The sequence below is a fragment of the Streptomyces sp. NPDC030995 genome (genome assembly GCF_055571215.1).
This window is the reverse complement of record NZ_JBVIFS010000019.1, coordinates 63,724-80,687: the sequence shown is the minus strand read 5'-3', so window position 1 is coordinate 80,687 and position 16,964 is coordinate 63,724. Positions and strand designations below refer to the sequence as shown.

Below are 16,964 nucleotides of genomic sequence, written 5' to 3'. Positions count from 1 at the left end.
GGCTCTTTATCAAGGACATACCGCGACATTCAGGGATATGTCCCCTGCTTCCGAGGGCGTGAGCACTGATGACCGAACCGATTCGTCGGAGGGAATCCCATGAGCCTCACACTCATCGCACCGCAGGCCGAAGCCCCCGCAACCGAGACCGCACCTGCGCTGGCTCCGCGTGAGCAGGAGGCACTGGGACACATCGCCGCAGGGTGCACGTACCTGCAGGCGGCCCGCAACATGGGGCTCTCCAAGCACACGGTCGACGCCTATCTGCGCCGCATCCGGGCCAAGCTGGGCATCCACAGCACGGCGGAACTGACCCGGCTGGCCATCTCCCTGGGACTCTGACCACACGACCTGGAACCCGCCCGGCGGGCCGCGGAAGCGCGGGGATCCACCTTGAACGGTGGATCCCCGCGCTTGTCGTTGCCCCCTCCCACCAGTACGACCGGCCGCCTCCCGATCACGGGAGGCCGCCGGTCGTACTAGGTAGCACCGGACGGGCGCGGGGGCGGCCGTCACCTGTCCGTGTCCGTGTCCGTGTCCGGGGGCGGTGCGGTGGCACCCAGCATCCGCCGGGCGTCCAGCCACACCCTCTCGAACTCCCCGGCCGAGATCGCGCCGGCGCGCGGCGCGTCCTCCCATCCCGTGAGCCTGCCCTCGCCGACGAGGCCGTACCGCTGCTCATACCGGCTCATAGTGGCGATGTCCGCGCGCTCCTGAAGCCGGAGAACCTCCTCCAGGGAAGCGGCGGTCACCGGCGTGCCGTTATCGCCTCGCAGGTCCACTTGCCGAAGAACCCACCCCTCCTCATCACCCTCGAAGTACTGCCACAGCCCTCGGGCCTCGTCATATGTGCGGATCCACATCACCATGGCACCACGCTCGCGCAGGCGACAGGGCTGCTCCAGTACGGCACGCGCGTGGCTGCGAACAGCTCACCCCGTCGCCGAGCACCGGGCCTGTTCTTTGATGGGCATGCCGGGCAGGCAAGAGGCCGGCGGCGAGTTCGCCGCCGGCCTTCGGCCGGGATGTGGAGCCGGTGGGGGGGGTCAGCCGGCGCCGCCGTTGCCGCCGCGGCCGCCCTGACCGCTGGTCTGGCAGCCGACGCCGACGCAGATGCCGCCATCGCCGCCGCGGCCGCCGGTGCCGCCATCGCCGCCGGGCAGCGCGGCCCCGCCGTTGCCTCCGTTGCCGCCGTTGGCGCTGCCGCTGCACACGCCGGCACAGATCCCACCCTTGCCGCCATTGGTGCCGTCGCCGCCCGGCTGGCCAGTGGTGCCGTTGCCGCCGTTCGCGCTGCCGTTGCACAGCCCGGCGCAGATCCCGCCCTTGCCGCCGTTCGTGCCGTTGACCGATCCGGTGCAGTTGCCCGCACACACGCCGTCCCCTACGCGGACACTGCCGTTGCCCACCTTGACGCCGCCGAGCACCGCGCCGCTGCCGAACCGGCTCCCGCCCGGCCGGCTGTCACCGCCGCCGTAGGCGGGGCCCTGATGCTGGCCGGCGGGTGCCGCGGCCACGTGGTTCGGCAGCGTCGGCGCTGCCGTGGCGGCCGGCACCATCGCACCGGCACCGATCAGAGTCGTCGAGATGACGAGACCTGCACGGAACTTCCAAGAGCGCATACGCATGAGATTCTCCCTTGCCGAGAAATTGCTGGTCCGCTGGACGGAATTCGGGTGTCGGTGAAAACGGTGCCGGAAAACAGCGGGTGCCCCGGCCTGTAGAGGGCCGGGGCACCCGTTCCTTGACCCTTTCCGTCGCACCCTGCCTGCCCGCTTTCGTGCCTCAGGTGGTGGTGAGACTCATCAGGGCGAACCAGTCGCCCTCCATGTACTGCCGCTTCCAGGTGTCGAGCTCCTCGTGCGAGATCTTGTACTTCTTGGCGATCTTCTCCTTCGTCTCGTCCGAGTCGTCGGCCAGCAGGGTGATCACGATGCGTACCTTGTCCACCACCGAAAGCTCCGACTTCGACTTGTCGGGCAGGTCCTCGAACCGGAGGCAACCCGAGCGGCCGGGCTTGCCGGGCTGCCCCGGCTGACCGGGCTCGCCGCCCTTGCCGCCTTCTCCGCCCTTCCCGCCTTCGCCGCCTGCGCCACCGGGGATGCAGTGCGAGGGCTGGTCGGCCAGGGCCGAGGAGCTGATGCCGGTCGGGGTGTGGGACTGCGAAGCTTGCGCGGCGCACGCCGTGCCCGTGACGAGAGCCAGTGAGGCCGCCGCCAGGATGATCGGGCGCTGCCAGGTAGTCGTGAACATGGGGTTTCTCCGTATTCGTAAGCATGTGGGGGTGGGGGTGGGGAGTGGGGGGTGGAGGCCCGGAAGGCCTCCACCCCGTCCAGCCGGGTGCGGGTCAGAAGATGCTGCCGCCTCCGGCGCCGCCGCCGCCGCCGGTCCCACCGAAGAGCCCGCCGAAGCCGCCCAGGCCGCCCTTGCCGCCGTTGCCGCCCTGGAAGACGCCGAAGCCGCCGTTGCCGCCCTTGCCGCCGTTGCCGCCCTTCAGGAGGCCGTCACCGCCGCCGCCGCCGTTGCCGGCGTTGCCGCCGAACAGGCCGGAGCCGCCGTTGCCGCCCTTGCCGCCGTCGCCGCCGATGACGCCTTCACCGCCACCGCCGCCACCGCCGCCGCCGCCTCCGACGAGGACGCCGTTCCCGCCGGCGCCGCCGTTGCCGCCCTTGCCGCCGGTGCCCAGAACGCTGCCCCCACCGGAGCCGCCGGAGCCACCACCGCCGCCGATGATGCCGCCACCGCCGGCGCCACCGTCACCTCCGGCGCCACCGGCGGCCGGGAGAGCAGTAGCCACGTGGGCGGGCATCGGAGCCGCGCTTGCCATGGACGCCGGAAGGACGACCCCTCCCGCAACCACGGCGGCCGAAGCGATCAGCGTCGCGAATCGGAAGCCCCGACGGTGCGGACGGACAACGTTGTTGGTGTGAATCTTGCGGTTCATGACTTTTCTCCAACCGATTTAGGTGAATCATTGGGTGCCCCGGGAATTCGGGACGATGCGGTGATATCGGTGAGGGAAAGAACCCCTTGGAAAGGTGTTCCGTCTCTCCCCTGCTGCCTCATTTCGTTTCCGGTGAGGCCCGCATCACCAGTAAGCCCGACCGGCACACCAGGGTCACGTTCCGGAAACTCGGGACTTGACACCTGTCCAAGCCCGGGATAAAAGACCGGGCGGCGCACGGGTTCGGGCCCCACCGCTGCCGCGGTGGGGCCCGAACGTGTGATCAGTCCCCGCCGGGACGCCGGATCACTGGAGGGTGTAGACCCGGCGCATGCCGTTGTCGCTCAGGGCCGCCACGGAGCCGGCACCGACGCGCTGGGGCATGACGACACCGTCGGCCCAGCCGTTGCCGCCGTCGAGCTCGTGGAGGCGTGCGTCGCTCTCCACCGCGTAGACGAGGCGCACGCCGTTGTGGCTGACGGCGGACACGGTGGTGGCCTGGGCCGGCGAGACCTGGGCGTTGGACCAGCCTGCGGCGCCGTTGACCTCGTGAACGGTGCCGTTCTGGATGGTGTACAGAAGACGGGATCCCCCGTGGTTGACGGCCGACACCTCCGTCACGGAGCTCGTCGTGGTGATGGGCGAGTCCGACCATCCGGCGCCGCCGTTGATCTCGTGGACCACGCCGTTCTCGACGACGTAGACGAGCCGGCTGCCGTTGATGCTGATCGCGGACACCGCCGTGACCGGCCCCGAGGTGGGGATGTAGCCCTCGGCCCAGCCATTGCCGCCGTCCAGCTCGTGCAGCCGGCCGTTCTCCACGACGTACACCAGCCGCACGCCGTTGTGGACGATCGCGGAGACCGCGCTCACCGGGGCGCTCGTGGGGATGTGGCCGTCGCCCCACCCGGAGGCGGCGCTGCGCTCGTGCAGCTGGCCGTTCTGGATCGAGTAGACCGTGCGGGAGTCGTTCCACATGATCGCGCTGACTTCGGTCGAGGACGCGCCGGTCACCGTACCGTCCGACCAGCCCGTGGACAGGCCGCTCACCTCGTGCACGGCGGAGCCCAGGCCCAAGGGGGAGATGTACGCGCTCGCGCGCTGACCGCCCGCGTTCACGCCGGTCCGCCAGTTCCATGTGGTGCGCTGCACGGTGTTGCTCTCGTTGCCGCCCACCGTGGTGACGGTGTCACCGGAGACACCCACCACGATGTTCACGTGGTCGGCATAGCTGCCACCGGAGTTCAGGTTGTAGACGACCGCGTCGCCGACGTGCGGGACCTGGCTGACGGTGCCCTTGGCCGCCCCGTACTTGTAGAAGTCCACGGCGCTGATGTCCAGCCCGGTCAGGTCGGACACCCCGGCGCGCTCCCAGACCCATCTCGCGAACACCGCGCACCAGCCGCCGCCGGGGCAGTTGCCGTAGTACGAGCACGTGTGCGGCTGGGTCGCCTCCTGGTTGGCGACGGCGGCGATGTCCGAAGCACTGGCGGCTTGCGCGGAGGGTATCGCCGCCACCTGCGCGGCGGCGGCGAGGCACAGACCCGCCATGGCGACGCCGATACGGCGGATCAGGGTTGATTTCACGTTCGGACTCCTCGGGTGGACGGCTGGATGCGGCGCTTCTGGCACCCGCGGAGAGACTGGACGACGCCTCTGTAAATCCCCTGCAAGAGCAGCCGAAGCCGTCCGGAGGCCTAGGGGGTGGGCCGGGACAGTTCGCCGTACTCGCGCGCGCCGAACGCGGCGAAGACGCGCAGCGCGTCGGAGCGGAGCTCGGCGGCCTTCTCGTGGTCGCCGTTGGCCTCGTGTACGGCTGCCAGGTCACGGCCGGCCCGTGCGCAGAACAGGGGCAGGCCGAGGCCGTCCCAGATCCGGACGGCCGCGTCGAGTTCCCGTACGGCCTGGTCGAGCCGTCCTTCGGCGAGCGACAGCTCACCCAGGGTCCGCAGCACCAGGCCCTCACCCAGCGGATCCGTGTGGTCACGGCATTCCCGGAGGGCGGCGGCCAGCGTGCCGCGCGTCCCGTCCGTGTCGCCGAGCCTGATCAGCGCCTTGACCAGGGCCTGATCGGCGTATGCGGCCATCAGGCGGTCACCGATCCCGCGGAACTGACCGGCGGCCACCGCGCACAGTTCGGCGGCCTGCCGGTACTCCCCCGCGGCTCGGTGTACGAGCCCTCGCGCGCGCAGCGCCAGGGCCTCTCCCCGGATGCTGCCGATCCTGCGGTAGGCCGCGGACGATTCGTCCAGCAGCGCGTGCGCTGCGGGGAAGTCGCCCTGCTCCAGGTGCACGGAGGCGCCGAGCCGAGCCGTGTGCCCGATGCCCGCGTCATCACCGAGCGCCCGGAAGCTCTCGCGCGCACGCCCCAGCTGGGACCTCGCGGCCGCGAACCGGCCGCGTTCCCGGTTCGCCGAACCGAGGCCGGCGAGGACCGTGGCCACGCCCCGCGCGTCACCGACCTCGTCGAACAGGGGAAGGGCCTGCGCGAAGTACCGCTCGGCGTCGGCGTACCGGTCCTCCTCGTAGCGCAGCTGCCCGAGTCCGGCCAGCACCGTGGCCTCGCCGGACAGGTTGCCCGCCCGGCGCGCGGCGGACAGTGCCGCGGTGTGGACACGGCCCCACTGTTCGAACCGGTTGCCGACCGCGAAGGCCGAGGCGGCGAGCGCGGCGGCGAGTTCACACGCGGCCGCGTCGAGATCCATCGCGGCGGCCCGCTCGACCGAGGCGATCAGCGTCGGCTCCTCGGTGGCGAACCAGGCCAGGGGATCGGCCAGCGCCGGCGCGGCCGCCTCGGGAGCGACGGGCCGGGCCGCCCCGCTCGACGTGGCGGCCGGCTGCACCGCGCCCGACGGGTGGACGGCCATGGCCTGCCTGACGAGCCACAGCCAGCCTCCCAGCACCCGCCCCATGGCGGCGGACCGTACGGCGGCCGGCTGGGTCTCCTCCGCCTGCTCGGCGGCGTAGACCCGGAGCAGATCGTGCATCCGGTACCGGAGCTGCCCGGCGTCCACGCGGCAGGCGAGGGGCTCCAGGAGTTGAGCGTCTATCAGCCGTTCGCACACGTCCTCGGCCACCGGTTCCGGTACGTCGAGCAGCGCTGCCACCAGCCATCCCGCGAACTCCGAGACGCCGAGGAGGCCGAGCCGGGCGAAGGTGAGGCGCGCCTGGTCGTCCAGGGCGTCGTAGCTGAGGCCGAAGCTCGTACGGACTTCCAGGTCCCCGGCCCGAAGTTCGTTCAGGCGGCGGCGCTCGTCGGCCAGCCGGCCCAGGAAGGTCGAGAGACGCCAATGGCGGCGGGTGGTCAGCCGTGCTCCCGAGATGCGCACGGCGAGCGGCAGGTTGCCGCACAGCCGGGCCACTTCGGCGGCCGCGCCGGGCTCGGCGGCGACCCGGTCCGCGCCGGCGATGCGTGCCAGCAGTTCCACGGCCTCCGCGTCGGCGAGGACGTCCAGTTCGACCCTGGACACGGCGGCGAGCCCCGCCAACCGGTTGCGGCTGGTCACCAGGACGCCGCAGGAGGGGCTGCCCGGCAGCAGCGGCCGCACCTGGGCCTCGTCGCCGGCGTCGTCCAGGACCAGTAGCATCCGACGACCGCTCAGCAGGCTGCGGAACATACCGATCCGGTCCTCCAGCCGGTCCGGTACGGCGCTGTCCGGTGTCCCGAGGGCACGGAGGAATCCGGCGATCACCTCGGTGGGCAGCGCCGCGGGCCCGACGGTGCCCCGCAGGTGCGTGTAGAGCTGGCCGTCCGGGTAGGCGGCCACCAGCTGGTGGGCCGCCTGAAGGGCGAGCGCCGACTTTCCCACCCCGCCGCAGCCGGACACCAGCCAGAGCGAACCCGAGGTGGTGAGCCCGTCGACGAGCGCGCCCAGCGCTTCGGCGCGGCCGATGAAGTCCGCGACGGCCGATGGCAACTGGGCCGGTTTCACCGAGGGCAGGGATACGGGGGCGTGCTCCTTGCCCGGGGGCGCCGCGAGTTCGGGGTCGGCCCGCACGATCGACTCGTAGAGGCGGCGCAGTTCGGGGCTGGGATCGATGCCGAGCTCGTTGGCGAGCAGCCGGCGCCCCTCGTGGTAGGTCGCGAGCGCGTCCGCCTGACGACCCACTCGGTACAGGGCGGTGATCAGCTGGCCCCGCAGGCGCTCGCGCAGGGGCGCGTCGGCGACCAGTGCGGGAAGCTCCCCGAGCAGCTCGGCCGTGCGGCCGAGAGTCAGGTCGGCGGCGGCCCTTTCCTCCAGCGCGGCCAGCCGCAGTTCGTCCAGACGGTGGGCCTCCGCCCGTAGCGCCTCACCGATTCCGCCCAGCGGCGCACCGCACCACAGGTTCAGTGCGGAGCGCAGCAGCCCTGCGGCTCGCTCCGCCTCGCCTGCGGCGAGTGCCTCCCGTCCGTGCGCGGCGAGTCGTTCGAAGACCGCCAGGTCCAGGGCATCGGCCGGTACGTGGATGACGTACCCGGGCGCGCGGGTTTGGAGCACGTCGCCCACCGCGCGCCGCAGAGACGACACGTAGGTCTGGATCAACGCCCTTGCGGTGGGCGGTGGTTCCTCGTCCCACACCTGATCCACCAGCCGGTCCACGGACACGACCCGGCCGCGCTGGAGCAGGAGGGCGGCGAGCAGGGCACGGGGCTTCGGCCCGCCCAGCGTGAGCCGCTGCCCCTCGCGCCACGCCTCGACCGGCCCGAGCAGCCGGAACTCCATCGGATTCCCCCCGAATCAGCGGTGTCAATGCCGCAGGGAGTCTACGAGGCGGGTGCGCGGCCCCGCCGCTACCAGTCGATCAACATGACGCCGCTGCTGGCGCCGCTGGCCAGGCCGAAGACCGCTGTCTTCGTGCCCGGGCCCAGGCGGCCCTGATCTCTGGCGAGGGCGAGCTGGAGGGGGAGCGACCCGGCGCCCATGTTGCCGGCGTTGCGGAAGGCGGGCACGACAGCGTCCGCCCGGACACCCAGGCGTTCGCAGATCACGCGGACGAAGGGGACCGACGGCTGGTGGATGCAGACCAGGGGGAAGTCGCCGGGATCGGCGTGCTGCTCCTTCAGCCACTGCCTGGCCTGGGTGTCCAGTCCGAGGAAGGAGGCGAACAGCTGCTCGGAGTCGATGTGGAGTCCGACCGGCCGGCCCGGAGCCTGGTGGGGGTTGAACAGGGCCGCGGCCGGCCAGCCCGCGGAGTTCGCCATGAAGGCGCTGGCGACGATCCCCGGAGTGTCGGCGGCTTCGACGAGCAGGGCGGCGCCCATGTCTCCGCCGGTCAGGGAGGCAAGGCCGGTGACCAGCTCCTGCGGGCTGAGCGTCCAGCGGCTGAGCCGGCTCAGGACCTCCCCGCACGCGATGAGGACCCTGCGGTACCGGCCGCAGCGGATGAAGGCGTCGGCGACCTCCAACGCGTTCAGGACGCTGTTGCAGGCATTGGAGACATCGAACACCGGGCAGGTGAGACCGGTCTTGGCCGCCACGAGGTGGCCGTTGGCGGGTTCTTGGACGTCGGCGCTGACAGCGGCGAACAGCAGCAGGTCGACGTCACCCGGCTCCACGTGAGCTTGCTTCAGAACGCGGTCGACGGCGCGTGCGGCCAGGTCGGACGGCAGGTCGCCGTCATCTGCGACGACCCGCTCCTCAAGGCCGTACAGCCGCCGCAGCAGCCGAGGCGGAACCCGTAGGCCCGGACTGTGCTCGCGCAGCCGGTCCTCGATGGCCTGGGAGGTCTGCCGGCCGGCGGGCAGGTGCACAGCGACCTGCGCGATACGGCTGAAGGCACTCATGCGGCGACCCGGCCCCTCACCACACCGTGCTCCGACCGATGCTCTGCCCATGCGCATGCCAACGCCATCAGGTTCCCTCGTGATCTCCGGGCGGCCGGGGCGCCGTGCGCGCCACCGGCATCCAGTGACCAACGACCGAGGCGGCGCGCAGGTGCGGCGCCTCCTCGCCGAGGCGCCAAGGCGCCAAGGCGCCAAGGCGCCAAGGCGCCAAGGCGGAGCATGGCCCGCCGGTCAGACGGCGGCCTCCGAGATGAGGAAGTCCAGGAAGCGGTCGGCCAGCGGTTCGCCCAGGAGGGGCTCCAGGAAGAGGAACTGCCCCTGGGGGTTGACCTCCAGCCACACCGGTTCGCCGTCCGGCGTCAGTTTGATGTCGATGATCCCCATGCGCAGGCCGAGCCGCCGCAGGACCGCCGTGACCCGCCGGGCCAGTGGTTCCGGGACCTCCCACTTGGAGATGGGGACGTTCAGGTCGGGGCGCCAGTCGAGGCTGTCCGTTTCGATGAGGGCCGCGCACATGTCCTCACCGAAGCAGTTGAGCCGGACGTGACGGCGCCCGGGAACGTACTCCTGGTAGACGGCGGGGCACACCTGGAAGGACTCTTCGGGAATCGAGGACGGGTCGTCGAGGTACTGGGTGAACATCAGCGGCCCGCTGGCCCCCAGCACCGGTTTGACGATGACCCGGCCGGTGCGGCGGACGAACTCGATCACCTCCTGGCGCGACTGCGACACCAGGGTGCGCGGCACCCGGAAGCCTTCCTCGCGTGCCACGGCGAGCTGGTACAGCTTGTCCGCCGCGCGGTCGGTCGCCTCCGGGGGCGACACCCACCGGCCGGCGAAGGCGGCCGCCAGCATGCCTCCGAGCGCTCCGCGGCAGTCGTTGTTGACCAGTCGTCGCGCGTGGTCGCTCGCCGCGTCGGCGGATGTCTGCTGGTTCGCCCTCATCCTCCGCCACCACAGCACCTGGACGTCCTCCAGCGGTACCGCGATCCCTTCGGAGGTCAGCACCGTGGCGGGCGAGTCCCCGTGTGAACTCCAGCTGAGGCTGGGCTGCCCGCTGATCCGGTCGCATTCGACGACGTGGAAGGGCCTGTAGTGGCGGCGGGCAGCGGCCTCCCGGATGGCGAGTGCGTGGAGGTCGTCCTTGATCGATACGGTGAGGATCATTACTCGGGACAGTCCACGCAGCAGTCATCACTGCAACCGCAGGAGCACGACTCGGACGCCGAGCCCGCCATGTCGCTGGCATCGATCTTGAGGCCCGTCGTGGCGCGAACGCCCTCCTCCCACGCACGCAGGTCTTCCGGGGCCTCCAGGCGGATGTAGGACTCGGGTTGGACACGCAGGACGACGGGGGGCGCCGCCGACGCGGCCGCGGAGGAGAACTTCGTCAGTCCCTTCCGCTCCTTTTCAACGGGCTCTCCGAGCTTGAAGGAAGCCATCGCGACCATCTCCGCTGCTGCCTTGGTTGGTCCATCATTTCCCTTCATCACAGCACCGTGAGCTCGCCGCCGCATCCTGAACTAGGGCCAGATTCAACTTCCTTGGCCGTACGGTCTCCGGCAAGGAAGGGCGGGGGGCGAACCGGAATCCGGTGCACCGTGCACGGCCGTCCTTCCACCGCGGTGCAGAATGGCGGGCATGCGCGCTCCCATCGGCCCCTTCGACGAGGCCCGCCCCGCTCCCGACTGTCTCGACGAGCTGATCGGGCCGGTGGCCGACGCGATCCGCTCCTGGCACGGCAGCGTCCCCGCCGAGCAGATCGTCCACATCGACACCGATCCCGCCATCGCCGACACCGCCGCCTTCGTCGAGCACTACGGGCAGGAGCTCCTCGGGCAGTCGGCGAACTGCGTGATCGTCGCCGCCCGCCGGGGCGGCGAGACCGCGCTCGCCGCCTGCGTGATCCCCTCCGGCGCCCGCGCCGACGTCAACGGCGCGGTGCGCCGTCGGCTCGGTGCGCGCAAGGTGTCCTTCGCCCCGATGGAGACGGCGGTGGAGCGGACGGGCATGGAGTACGGCGGCATCACCCCGATCGGTCTCCCGGTGGACTGGCCGCTGCTGGTGGACCGGGCGGTCGTCGACATGCCGTACGTACTGATCGGCAGCGGCCGTCGCCGCGGCAAGCTCATCGCCCCCGGCAAGCTGTTCGCCGAGCTCCCCGGCGCAGAGGTGATCGACGGCCTCGCCGGCTAGGTCCTGTCCGGGCCGTGTGATGCTGGCGGCATGACTGATCGACGCGAGGTTGTCATCGCCCACTGGCCAGGCCAAAGCCCTGCCGCAGAGAAGGGGTTGGCCGAGCTGCTGGCGGCCTACCACCTGCAGACGGAGGGGGAGAAGGGCGAGGCCGTGGCCGACGTGAACGGGTTGCCGGACCGCTACCGGGCGGAGATCTCGGATCCGCGGTCCGCGTTCGTCGACGATGTCGTGATGGTGGCCCTGAGCGGGGGCGCCACGGTGGGGTGCCTGGTGTTGACCGCCCCCGTGGCCGGGCACGCAGAGGTCAAAAGGCTCTGGACGGACCCGGCCTTCCGGGGCCGGGGGATCGCCTCCCACCTGATCGGCTCCGCGCTCGAGCAGGCCGTGGCCAGCGGCGTCCGTACGGTACGGCTGTCGGTGTGGAAGTGGCGGGTGGGGGCCATCGCCCTCTACGAGCGGCTCGGTTTCACCGTCACCGAGTCATGGGACGCCCGGGATCAGCTGGTGTGCATGGAGCGCGCCGTGTGAGCGGCCACGGTCGCGGCCGGCCACGACCGCGTCACTCGCCGACGGCCGCGGAAGGCCTTGGGCCGGTGATCCGTGGCGGCCGTGCGCGTGCCCCGGATCGGAGGGACGATGGACCGTGCGGGGCCGTCTGCGGCCGAAGCCGGGCGGGTGGGAAGGGAGCGGACCATGCTGGGCAGCAGCAAGGCTTTCAGTGGCTTCTCGGTCGACACGATCGAGAACGTGAAGGATTTCTACGGCTCAACCCTCGGGCTACGGGTCTCCGAGGACCACGGGATGTTGTTCCTGCACCTCCACGGCGGCAATGACGTCCTCCTGTACCCCAAGGAGAGCCACGCCCCCGCGACATTCACCGTGCTGAACTTCCCGGTGCCCGACATCGACCAGGCCGTCGACGGCCTGGTCGCCCGCGGCGTGACCTTCGAGCGCTACGAGGGCTTCGGGCAGGACGCGAAGGGGATCGCCCGCGACCAGGACGAAGGCCCCCCGATCGCCTGGTTCAAGGACCCCGCGGGCAACATCCTCTCCGTGCTCCAGGTGAGCGAGGCGTAGGCGGCAGGGTTACGCAGCCAGCTCGAACAGGAGCCCGTCACTCGAACAGGGCCCTCGAACGCGCGGACGCCCAGCCGGGCACCGCGGCGGTATGACCTCACGCCGCTCGGCCCGGCCGGCGCGCCCGCCACTGCCACGTGCACTCACCGAGCCCGCCCGCGCCCAGCGTGCACTCCACCGGGGCCCGACGCCGGGCTCCGGAGTCCCGTGTCCTGCTCGGCCGCAGAGCGCCACCGCGCCCGCGCCCTCGCCGTAGACCGACCGCTGCGCGGAATCTGTGTTCAGAGCCTTGTGCGCCCAGGGCGGACGCTGCTATTCCCTTCCATTAGGAAAGTTTCCTTACGATCGCCGGATCGTCAATGGGACGGAGACACCTTGAGACCCCCACGCGTTCGCCCGGCCGCCCTCGCCGGAGCCGCAACCCTCGCCGGCGCCCTGCTCACGGCCCTCATCACAGCCCCCGGGGCCGCGGTCGCCGCCCCCGTCACCCACGAAGCCGAGAGCGCCGTCATCTCGCAAGGTGCGGCCGAGTCGAACCATGCCGGATTCACCGGCAGCGGGTTCGTCAACTACGACAACATCAACGGCGGTTACGTCGAGTGGACGGTCAATGCCGCCCAGGCCGCCGACGCCACGATCAACCTGCGCTACGCCAACGGCACCACGGCCAACCGCCCGATGACCATCACGGTCAACGGCACGGCCGTCGCCACGAACAAGGCGTTCAACGGCACCGGAGCCTGGACCACCTGGGCCACCACCGGCCTGACCACCGCCCTCAAGGCGGGCGCCAACACCATCCGGGCCACCGCCACGACCGCGAGCGGCGGTCCCAACGTCGACCACCTCACCGTCGACACCGGGTCCACTCCCCCGCTACCGGGCGCCACTCCCGTCGGCGTCAACGGCCGGCTCGCCGTCTGCGGCACCAAGCTCTGCAACCAGTACGGCAAGCCCATCCAGCTGCGCGGCATGAGCACCCACGGGACGCAGTGGTACGCGAACTGCCTCACCGGCGGTTCGCTCGACGCCCTCGCCAAGGACTGGAACGCGGACGTCCTGCGCGTCTCCACGTACGTCCAGGAGGACGGCTACGAGAGCGACCCGCAGAAGTACACCGACCTCGCCCACTCCCTCATCGAGCAGGCGACCGCCCGCGGCATGTACGTGATCGTCGACTGGCACATGCTCGATCCGGGTGACCCGAACTACAACCTGGCCCGGGCCAAGACGTTCTTCACCGCGATCGCGAACCGCCACAAGGGCAAGAACAACATCTTCTACGAGATCGCCAACGAGCCGAGCGGCGTGGCCTGGTCCAAGATCAAGTCGTACGCGGAGCAGATCATCCCTGTCATCCGGACCATCGACTCCGACGCCCCGGTCCTCGTCGGCACCCGCGCCTGGTCCTCCTTCGGCGTCTCCGAGGGAGGCGATGAGACCGAGGTCGTCAACAACCAGGTGAACGCCTCCAACATCATGTACACGTTCCACTTCTACGCGTACTCGCACCGCGAGGAGTACCTGGACACGCTCTCCCGAGCCGCCGACCGGATCCCCGTGTTCGTCACCGAGTTCGGCACGCAGAACTACGCGGGTGAGGGCAGCAACGACTTCACCATGACGCAGAGGTACCTCGATCTGATGGCGGCCAAGAAGATCAGCTGGACCAACTGGAACTTCTCCGACGACAACCGCACCGGCGCGGTCTTCAAGACGGGCACCTGCGACAGCAACGGCCCGTGGACCGGCACCGGTTCGCTCAAGCCCGCCGGGGTCTGGATCCGCGACCGCATCCGCACCGCAGACAGCTTCCCCACCGGCTGACCCACCCGGCCGCCACCCGCCGAGCGCCCTCGGCAGCTCCGCGGGTGGCGGTCGCAGCAGGTTCAACTCCCGTTCATGCCACGCTCGCCGGGCCTCCCTAGCCTCCCTGTGTCCGTCACCCGACCGAGGGGAAACACCCGGTGTCCTTCACCGTCTTCGCCCGCACGGCCGCCCTGCCGGCCGCCGTCGTGGCCGCCCTGGCCTTCCCGGCCGCACCCGCGCACGCGGCCGCCGGCTCCGTCACCGCGACCGTGGAGACCGCGCCGGTCTCGCACAGCGGAGACGCGGCCGACGACCCGGCGATCTGGGTGCACCCGACCGACCCCGCCAAGTCCGTCGTCATCGACACCGACAAGAAGGGCGCGCTGGAGGTCTACGACCTGTCCGGGACCCGGATCCAGCGGATCAGCGGCGACTTCGGCAACAACGTCGACCTGCGCGGCGACATCGTCGTCTCGGCGGACGACGAGGCCGCCGACGGCAACGGCGCCATGCACGTCTACCGCATGGACCCCGCGACCCGGAAGCTCACGTGGCTGGAGGACGTCCCCACCGAGGTCACCGCGCACGGCATCTGCCTCTACACCTCGCCGGTCTCGGGGAAGCTGTACGCCTTCCCCAACTCCACCTCCGGCCGCGTCGAGCAGTGGGAACTCGCCGTCAGCGGCGACTCGGTGAGCGCGACCTCCGTCCGGCTGTGGGACGCGGGCTCGGCCGTCGAGGGCTGCTACGCCGACGAGACCACCGGCAAGCTCTACCTCGGCGAGGAGGACGTCGGCGTGTGGATCTACGGCGCCGAGCCCACGGCCGGCACCGGCCGTACCAAGCTCGACTCCACCGGCTCCGGCGGACACATCACCGCCGACACCGAGGGCATCACCGCCGCCGGCAACCGGATCTACGTCTCCTCCCAGGGCAGCAACGACTTCACCGTCTACGACCGCACCACCCGCGCCCACCTCGGCCGGTTCTCCGTCGCGAACGGCACCTCGGCCGACGACTGCGAGGACACCGACGGCATCGACGCCACCGCCGCCAACCTCGGTCCGGCCTTCCCGCAGGGCGTCTTCATCTGCCAGGACGGCTCCAACTCAGCGCCCGGCACCAGCGGCAACCAGAACTTCAAGCTCGTACCGCTCCAGCGCATCACCGCGCTGTTCGGCTGATCCTCCCCGGGCCCGGTCGGTCCTACTGCCCGTCGCGCGGCGCCTGCGCGTCACCCTCGGCCCTGGCCATGGCCAGGGCCATAGCCGTGGCCGTGGCCGTGGCCGTGGCCGTGGCCGTGCCTGACGGGCTCTGGGTGGGCTCCGGCGTGCAGGTGACCTCGTCGCGCGGCGTGTAGTGGGTCTTGAACTCCTCGCTCTTCACCTCCAGACCGCCCTGCACGAAGACGCGGCCGACGGTGACGTCGAAGCCTTCGAGCGGGGTCTGGACCTCGCAGAGCGGTCCGCTGCCCGTGCGCTTGGCGGGCGGCGTGATGTTGGTGCGCGGTCCCTTGGTCGCCCGTATCTCGTCGTACTTCTTCGTGCCGAGGAGGGTGATGGTCAGCGAGGTGTCGCTGGATTCGGCCTGGATGTAGAGCGGGTGGCCGGAGTCGTTGACCCAGCGCAGGTCGAGGGTTCCCCAGGCGACGGTGGCCTCGCGGCCCTCGGGGTAGCGCTCGATGTAGAAGGAGTGCGCGCCGTGCTCGACGGGTTTGAGGCCCGCGAAGAACACGGCGTTGAACATGGTGGTGGCCACGGCCGAGACGCCGCCGCCCGGCGATTTCACGTACTGGCCGTTGTTGATCATGATGCCGTCGACGAAGCCGTTCTCCGGGGTGCGCTCGCCGACCGTGCGGTTGAAGCTCCACTCCTCCCCCGGCTGGACCACCGAGCCGTTGATGAGCTCGACGGCGCGGCCGATGTTGGTGCTGCGGTACGGGGCGGCCGGGAAGGCGACGGTGAAGGAGGAGACCTTCTCCTTGATGCCGAGGCGCCGCGCTTCGGCGCTCGCGAGGTCCAGGCGGCCCGGCACGGTGGCGACCTCGGCGCTGCGGGCCGCGCCCGTGCGGGTCAGCAGGGGCAGTACGGCCCGGCCGAGCGCGGCTTCCGTGACCCGGCGTCCCGTGCCGCCCGCCGTGTCGGGAGCCCGGGTGGCTGCCGCGATCGGGCGGGCCACGGCGGGGTCGGCGAGCAGACCCTTGGAATCCAGGTCCGGCGCCAGACGGCCCTCGCCGTCGGACTTCATCTCCAGGTGCTCACCGAGGACGGCGGGGCTTATGGCTATGCGTTCCCCCGCCACGGTGAGCGTGACGGGCCCCGACATCGCCGGCTGCGCGAACTGCCGCATGGCCCGTCCGGTCTCGTCGGCCCCGATGCGCGGCTGGGTGCGCTCGACCGGCATCTCGACCGGGCCGGAGCGCGCCCGCAGGTATCCGTCACGGAGGGTGTCGAGCGCCCGGTCCTCGATCAGCGCCACGCCGGGCCGGGGGGCGACGGCCTTCGCCGTGCCCTGCGCGAATTCGATCAGCCCGTCGCGGGCCCGCTGCCGGGTGGTCGCGCCGATGTGGTCGACCGCGGCTCGGCCGGTCCGCTCGTTCATGGTGACCACGGGCTCGACGTCCCGGTCGACGGAGGCGAAGAGCCTGCCGATGACGGTGGCCGGACCGTATCCCGTGTGTACGGCGCGGTCGACGGTCGCGGCGGTGTCCAGTGACAGCCCGAGAGCGGCGGGATCGGCCTTCTCGACGTGGTCGCCGATCTTCATGGCGACCGGCGCCGCAGCGGTGGGCCCGAGCTCCCGGGCCAGCGCCTGCTGGGCCTGCGCCCGGCTCATTCCGCCGATGTCCACGCCGCGGACCCGCGTACCCCGGTCGATGTCACCACCGGTGACGAGGCCGGTGACGTAGAGACCGCCCAGCCCCAGGACGACGGCTCCGCCTGCCATCGGCAGAGCGATCCGCCAGTTGCCCGTCTTGCCCGTCCAGCTGCCCACGCGTCCCATGCCTCTCACCGTGGCGCCGACCGGTCCATCTGGTGGCGCGGGCCGCGACAGCAGCCGGTATACGACGATTACGGGAAATAATGATTGCCCTTAATCGTCCGATTCGGTGATGGATGAGACGGTTGTCACGATGTGGGGGCAGCGCGCCCCGGTCCGGTTACGGAACGT

16 protein-coding genes are annotated in these 16,964 nt (G+C 71.1%); 6 read left to right on the top strand and 10 right to left on the bottom strand.

Annotated elements, in window-relative coordinates:
- Positions 1-99: 99 nt before the first annotated feature.
- On the top strand, positions 100-342 hold the full coding sequence (locus ACZ45T_RS25930) for a response regulator transcription factor (protein ID WP_468445213.1): 243 nt from the start codon (positions 100-102) through the stop codon (positions 340-342).
- 170 nt (positions 343-512) lie between these two features.
- Here the strand turns inward: ACZ45T_RS25930 and ACZ45T_RS25925 are convergent, their stop codons facing one another.
- The 9 genes from ACZ45T_RS25925 to ACZ45T_RS25885 form a co-directional block, all read right to left on the bottom strand.
- On the bottom strand, positions 513-869 hold the full coding sequence (locus tag ACZ45T_RS25925; RefSeq protein WP_468445211.1) for a hypothetical protein: 357 nt from the start codon (positions 867-869) through the stop codon (positions 513-515).
- Between the two features lie 177 nt (positions 870-1,046).
- Positions 1,047-1,628 carry a hypothetical protein gene (locus tag ACZ45T_RS25920; RefSeq protein ID WP_468445209.1) on the bottom strand — a complete coding sequence of 194 codons (582 nt, stop codon included), beginning with the start codon at positions 1,626-1,628 and terminating at the stop codon, positions 1,047-1,049.
- 157 nt (positions 1,629-1,785) lie between these two features.
- Positions 1,786-2,253 carry a hypothetical protein gene (locus tag ACZ45T_RS25915; protein ID WP_468445207.1) on the bottom strand — a complete coding sequence of 156 codons (468 nt, stop codon included), beginning with the start codon at positions 2,251-2,253 and terminating at the stop codon, positions 1,786-1,788.
- Positions 2,254-2,347: 94 nt separating this feature from the next.
- Positions 2,348-2,797, bottom strand: a complete 450-nt coding sequence (locus tag ACZ45T_RS25910) for a hypothetical protein (protein ID WP_468445205.1) — start codon at positions 2,795-2,797, stop codon at positions 2,348-2,350.
- A gap of 453 nt (positions 2,798-3,250) precedes the next feature.
- Complete coding sequence (locus ACZ45T_RS25905) at positions 3,251-4,531, bottom strand: CHAP domain-containing protein (protein ID WP_468445203.1); 1,281 nt, start codon at positions 4,529-4,531, stop codon at positions 3,251-3,253.
- Between the two features lie 110 nt (positions 4,532-4,641).
- On the bottom strand, positions 4,642-7,647 hold the full coding sequence (locus ACZ45T_RS25900) for an AfsR/SARP family transcriptional regulator (RefSeq protein WP_468445201.1): 3,006 nt from the start codon (positions 7,645-7,647) through the stop codon (positions 4,642-4,644).
- A gap of 68 nt (positions 7,648-7,715) precedes the next feature.
- A complete protein-coding gene (locus ACZ45T_RS25895) occupies positions 7,716-8,708 on the bottom strand; it encodes a 3-oxoacyl-ACP synthase III family protein (protein WP_468445199.1) in 993 nt (330 codons plus the stop codon).
- A gap of 231 nt (positions 8,709-8,939) precedes the next feature.
- Positions 8,940-9,875: an ATP-grasp domain-containing protein gene (locus ACZ45T_RS25890; RefSeq protein ID WP_468445197.1), complete on the bottom strand. Its 936-nt coding sequence runs from the start codon at positions 9,873-9,875 to the stop codon at positions 8,940-8,942.
- Positions 9,875-10,198: a hypothetical protein gene (locus ACZ45T_RS25885; RefSeq protein WP_468445195.1), complete on the bottom strand. Its 324-nt coding sequence runs from the start codon at positions 10,196-10,198 to the stop codon at positions 9,875-9,877. The genes ACZ45T_RS25890 and ACZ45T_RS25885 overlap by 1 nt, the downstream gene beginning before the upstream one ends.
- 151 nt (positions 10,199-10,349) lie before the next feature.
- On the opposite strand from ACZ45T_RS25885, the gene ACZ45T_RS25880 reads away from it, so the two are divergent.
- The 5 genes from ACZ45T_RS25880 (at position 10,350) to ACZ45T_RS25860 (ending at position 14,977) form a co-directional block, all read left to right on the top strand.
- Positions 10,350-10,904 carry a YbaK/EbsC family protein gene (locus tag ACZ45T_RS25880; RefSeq protein ID WP_468445193.1) on the top strand — a complete coding sequence of 185 codons (555 nt, stop codon included), beginning with the start codon at positions 10,350-10,352 and terminating at the stop codon, positions 10,902-10,904.
- 30 nt (positions 10,905-10,934) lie between these two features.
- Positions 10,935-11,435 carry a GNAT family N-acetyltransferase gene (locus ACZ45T_RS25875; protein WP_468445191.1) on the top strand — a complete coding sequence of 167 codons (501 nt, stop codon included), beginning with the start codon at positions 10,935-10,937 and terminating at the stop codon, positions 11,433-11,435.
- 165 nt (positions 11,436-11,600) lie between these two features.
- Positions 11,601-11,984, top strand: coding sequence for a VOC family protein (locus ACZ45T_RS25870; protein WP_468445189.1), 384 nt, complete (start codon positions 11,601-11,603; stop codon positions 11,982-11,984).
- Between the two features lie 207 nt (positions 11,985-12,191).
- The gene (locus ACZ45T_RS25865) at positions 12,192-13,811 is read left to right on the top strand and encodes a cellulase family glycosylhydrolase (RefSeq protein WP_468445187.1); all 1,620 of its coding nucleotides are present in this window, start codon (positions 12,192-12,194) and stop codon (positions 13,809-13,811) included.
- A gap of 140 nt (positions 13,812-13,951) precedes the next feature.
- The gene (locus ACZ45T_RS25860; RefSeq protein ID WP_468445185.1) at positions 13,952-14,977 is read left to right on the top strand and encodes a phytase; all 1,026 of its coding nucleotides are present in this window, start codon (positions 13,952-13,954) and stop codon (positions 14,975-14,977) included.
- A 22-nt stretch (positions 14,978-14,999) separates the two neighbouring features.
- Here the strand turns inward: ACZ45T_RS25860 and ACZ45T_RS25855 are convergent, their stop codons facing one another.
- On the bottom strand, positions 15,000-16,796 hold the full coding sequence (locus ACZ45T_RS25855) for a VanW family protein (RefSeq protein WP_468445183.1): 1,797 nt from the start codon (positions 16,794-16,796) through the stop codon (positions 15,000-15,002).
- Positions 16,797-16,964 lie beyond the last annotated feature (168 nt).